This is a genomic window from Duganella radicis (assembly GCF_009720825.1).
In the GTDB taxonomy this organism is placed as follows: Bacteria; Pseudomonadota; Gammaproteobacteria; order Burkholderiales; family Burkholderiaceae_D; genus Rugamonas; species Rugamonas radicis.
In genome coordinates, this window is the sequence record NZ_WNKY01000097.1 from 1 (window position 1) to 3,527 (window position 3,527).

The 3,527-nt window shown below is 65.4% G+C and carries 2 protein-coding genes and 1 pseudogene; 2 read left to right on the forward strand and 1 reads right to left on the reverse strand.

Features of this window, described 5'->3' with window-relative positions; genetic code table 11:
* A pseudogene (locus tag GM676_RS31695) lies at positions 1-373 on the forward strand (hypothetical protein); the annotation flags it as partial.
* On the opposite strand, the gene GM676_RS31100 reads toward GM676_RS31695, so the two are convergent.
* On the reverse strand, positions 370-1,143 hold the full coding sequence (locus GM676_RS31100; RefSeq protein ID WP_155468430.1) for a TorF family putative porin: 774 nt from the start codon (positions 1,141-1,143) through the stop codon (positions 370-372). The pseudogene GM676_RS31695 and the gene GM676_RS31100 sit on opposite strands and share 4 nt — an antisense overlap.
* Positions 1,144-1,352: 209 nt before the next feature.
* Here GM676_RS31100 and GM676_RS31105 point away from each other — a divergent pair, with 209 nt between their 5' ends.
* Entirely contained in the window at positions 1,353-3,350 is a 1,998-nt protein-coding gene (locus tag GM676_RS31105; RefSeq protein WP_155468432.1) for a DNA topoisomerase IV subunit B, read from the forward strand.
* Positions 3,351-3,527 lie beyond the last annotated feature (177 nt).

Below are 3,527 nucleotides of genomic sequence, written 5' to 3' on the forward strand. Positions count from 1 at the left end.
GCTGTCGCCGTCCGCCTTCGCCAACCTGAAGGGCAGCGGCAACCGCAACGCCTGGAAAGCCGTCTGGCTGCGCTTCCCGGGCAACCAGCAATGGATACTGGCCGACACCTGCCGCGCGCAGCAGAAAACTGTGATCGCGCACCTGTTTGGCGCCGCCGAAGCGCAACGCGACGCTGCCCCCGGCCCCGCAATGCCACCCATGCCTGCCGCGCCGGCAATACCAGCAACAGCGGCGGCGCCGGCCAGGCAGTCCGGCCGGCCGGGCGCTGGCGCATCAGGCAAACCCGGCAAGCACAAGCGGAGAGGAAAACGCCGCAAACATGGCAAGCAGCACAACCAGCAGGGGCAGGCTGCGTACCGCCCCGCCTCTTAGAACACCTTGCTGACGGTCAGCTGCAAGGCGGTTTTGCCGAGGAATTTACCGTTGGCGGCCGAAGTGTAAGCCGACTCCTGCGCGTTGGTGCCGATCACCGCCAGCGCACCGCTGAACGCGCCGAAGTCCCTGCTCACACCCAGCTTCCAGTCGGTGTAGGACGCGGCATCGTTGCGCTTCACTTTCTGATGGCCGCCGTGCAGATTGACAGTCCAGCCCCCGCCCGCGTCAATGTTGGCGCCAACATCAAGATAGCCACTCTGCTTGCTGTCGGCGAAGCCAAACAAATTGGTCACCGCATGCGAGTACTTCATATACGCCGGGCCGTAACCGAGCTGGCCGTAAATCTCGGTGGTATCGGCGCTCACCGGCAGCGCGTTGGAAGCATACACATAGGTAAGCACGCCCGCGTCATACGACACCTCGGCCGACAGCTGCCCGCGCTTGCCCGCATACAGATCCAGCTCCACGCTGCCATCGCCGCCCGCATCCTTGATCCAGGTGATGGTCGACGCCCACGCGCCCGCATACAGGCCGGTCGGGTTGTTCACATAGTCCCCCCCGCCTTGCAAGGCCGGCCGCAAGCGCGTCTGCGAAATGCCGCGATAGCGGTAATCGCTGACCGCCACCGCATTGAAGCTGACCGCGTTATCCGGCACGGCGGCCGGCGCCTCCTCGGCGCGGACGGCGGACGTGGCAAAAGCAGCAACTACGGCTGCGGCGAACAGCGCACGGCGCCGAGCGGCTTGGGGGTGGAAAAAGGCATGCATGATGAGCTCCGGTGGCTTGTTTCGATACCGGAAAGCTTATCGGGCACGCCGTAAAAACGGTCTAAAAAGGCCCGCCTGCGTGGTAAACATCGTGTATAAATTGCGCGCTGCGCAATTTTTGCCGCGCAGCCTGCGCAGTTGAGGATAGAATACGCAAACAATGCACGAACTGTACATAAACCCAGTACCAAGAAAACAAGCTTGCTCGTATGGCCACTAAAAAACCCGTTTCCGACTACAGCGAATCATCCATCCGCGTCCTCAAGGGCCTGGAACCCGTCAAGCAGCGCCCGGGTATGTACACCCGCACCGAGAACCCGCTGCACATCATCCAGGAAGTCATCGACAATGCGGCCGACGAAGCGCTGGGCGGCAATTGCAACACCATCATCGTCACCCAGAACGCCGACGGCAGCGTCACGGTGGAGGACGACGGCCGCGGCATCCCGGTCGGCCTGCACCCGGAAGAAGGCGTGCCGACCGTGGAAATCGTCTTCACCCGGCTGCACGCCGGCGGCAAGTTCGACAAGGGCAAGGGCGGCGCCTACGCCTTCTCCGGCGGCCTGCACGGCGTCGGCGTGTCGGTCACCAACGCCCTGTCCAAGCGCCTGGAAATCACCGTGTGGCGCAAGGAGCCCAACGGCACCGGCCTGCACCACCTGGTGTTCGAGCACGGCGACGTGGTCGAACCACTGAACTCGGTGGTCGCGCCGCGCGACGCCAAGAAGTCCGGCACCAAGGTCACCGTGTGGCCGGACGCCAAATACTTTGACACCGCCGCCATCTCGCAAATCGAGCTGCAACGCCTGCTGCGCTCCAAGGCCGTGCTGCTGCCGGGCGTGTCGGTCACGCTCAACAACGCCAAGACCGGCGAATCGCAGACCTGGCAATACAACGACGGCCTGCGCGGCTACCTGACCGAGGCGCTGGCGCAATCGACCGACGGCGAGACCCTGATCCCGCTGTTCGAAGGCGAGCAGTTCGCCGGCCCCGACGCCGAAGGCTTCGCCGAGGGCGAAGGCGCCTCCTGGGTGGTGGCCTGGACCGAGCAGGGCGCGGTGGTGCGCGAATCCTACGTCAACCTGATCCCCACGCCCAACGGCGGCACCCACGAATCGGGCCTGCGCGACGGTCTGTACGGCGCGGTTAAAAACTTCGTCGAGATGCACTCGCTGCTGCCCAAGGGCGTCAAGCTGCTGCCGGAGGACGTGTTCGCGCGCGTCTCGTTCGTGCTGTCGGCGAAAGTGCTGGACCCGCAATTCCAGGGCCAGATCAAGGAGCGCCTGAATTCGCGCGACGCCGTGCGCCTGGTGTCCACCTTCTCCAAGCCGGCGCTGGAACTGTGGCTCAACCACCACGTCGACTACGGCAAGAAGCTGGCCGAGCTGGTCATCAAGCAGGCGCAGTCGCGCCTGCGCTCGGCGCAGAAGGTCGAGAAGAAGAAATCCTCCGGCGTGGCCGTCCTGCCCGGCAAGCTGACCGACTGCGAATCGACCGACACCGAGCGCACCGAACTGTTCCTGGTCGAGGGTGACTCTGCGGGCGGCTCGGCCAAGATGGGCCGCGACAAGGAATTCCAGGCCATCCTGCCGCTGCGCGGCAAGGTGCTCAACTCGTGGGAAACCGACAAGGACCGCCTGTTCGCCAACAACGAGATCCACGACATCTCGGTGGCGATCGGCGTCGATCCGCACACGCCCAACGACACGCCCGACCTGTCCGGCCTGCGCTACGGCAAGATCTGCATCCTGTCGGACGCCGACGTCGACGGCTCGCACATCCAGGTGCTGCTGCTGACCCTGTTCTTCCGCCACTTCCCGGCCCTGATCGCCAACGGCAACATCTGCATCGCCCGCCCGCCGCTGTACCGGGTGGACGCGCCGGCGCGCGGCAAGAAGCCGATCCAGAAACTGTACGCGCTGGACGACGGCGAGCTGGTGGCCATCGAGGACAAGCTGCGCAAGGATGGCCTCAAGGAAGGCGCCTGGTCGATCAGCCGCTTCAAGGGCCTGGGCGAGATGAACGCCGAGCAGCTGTGGGAAACCACCATGAACCCCGACACCCGCCGCCTGCTGCCGGTGGCGCTGGGCGGCTACGGCCTGCACGAATCGGCGGCCCGCTTCAACATGCTGATGGGCAAGGGCGAAGCGGCCGCGCGCCGCGCCTGGATCGAGGAACACGGCAACGAAGCCGAAGCGGATATCTAATGAATACGACTATGAATCAAGCAAATCTCTTTGACGAACCGGCAGCGGACGAGGACAAGGCCGCGCCAGCGCCGGCCTCGGCGCCTAATGCCGCCGTGCCCGGCGCCGCCCACGACCCGGTACACGCACCCGCCGCAGCGGCCGCCCACGCCGCCGCCGAAGCCCACGCCCACGGCC

Excerpts from the sequence above, each read along its gene's own strand:
- GM676_RS31100 (WP_155468430.1), bottom strand. The coding sequence starts at position 1,143 with ATGCATGCCTTTTTCCACCCCCAAGCCGCTCGGCGCCGTGCGCTGTTC.
- GM676_RS31105 (WP_155468432.1), top strand. The coding sequence starts at position 1,353 with ATGGCCACTAAAAAACCCGTTTCCGACTACAGCGAATCATCCATCCGC.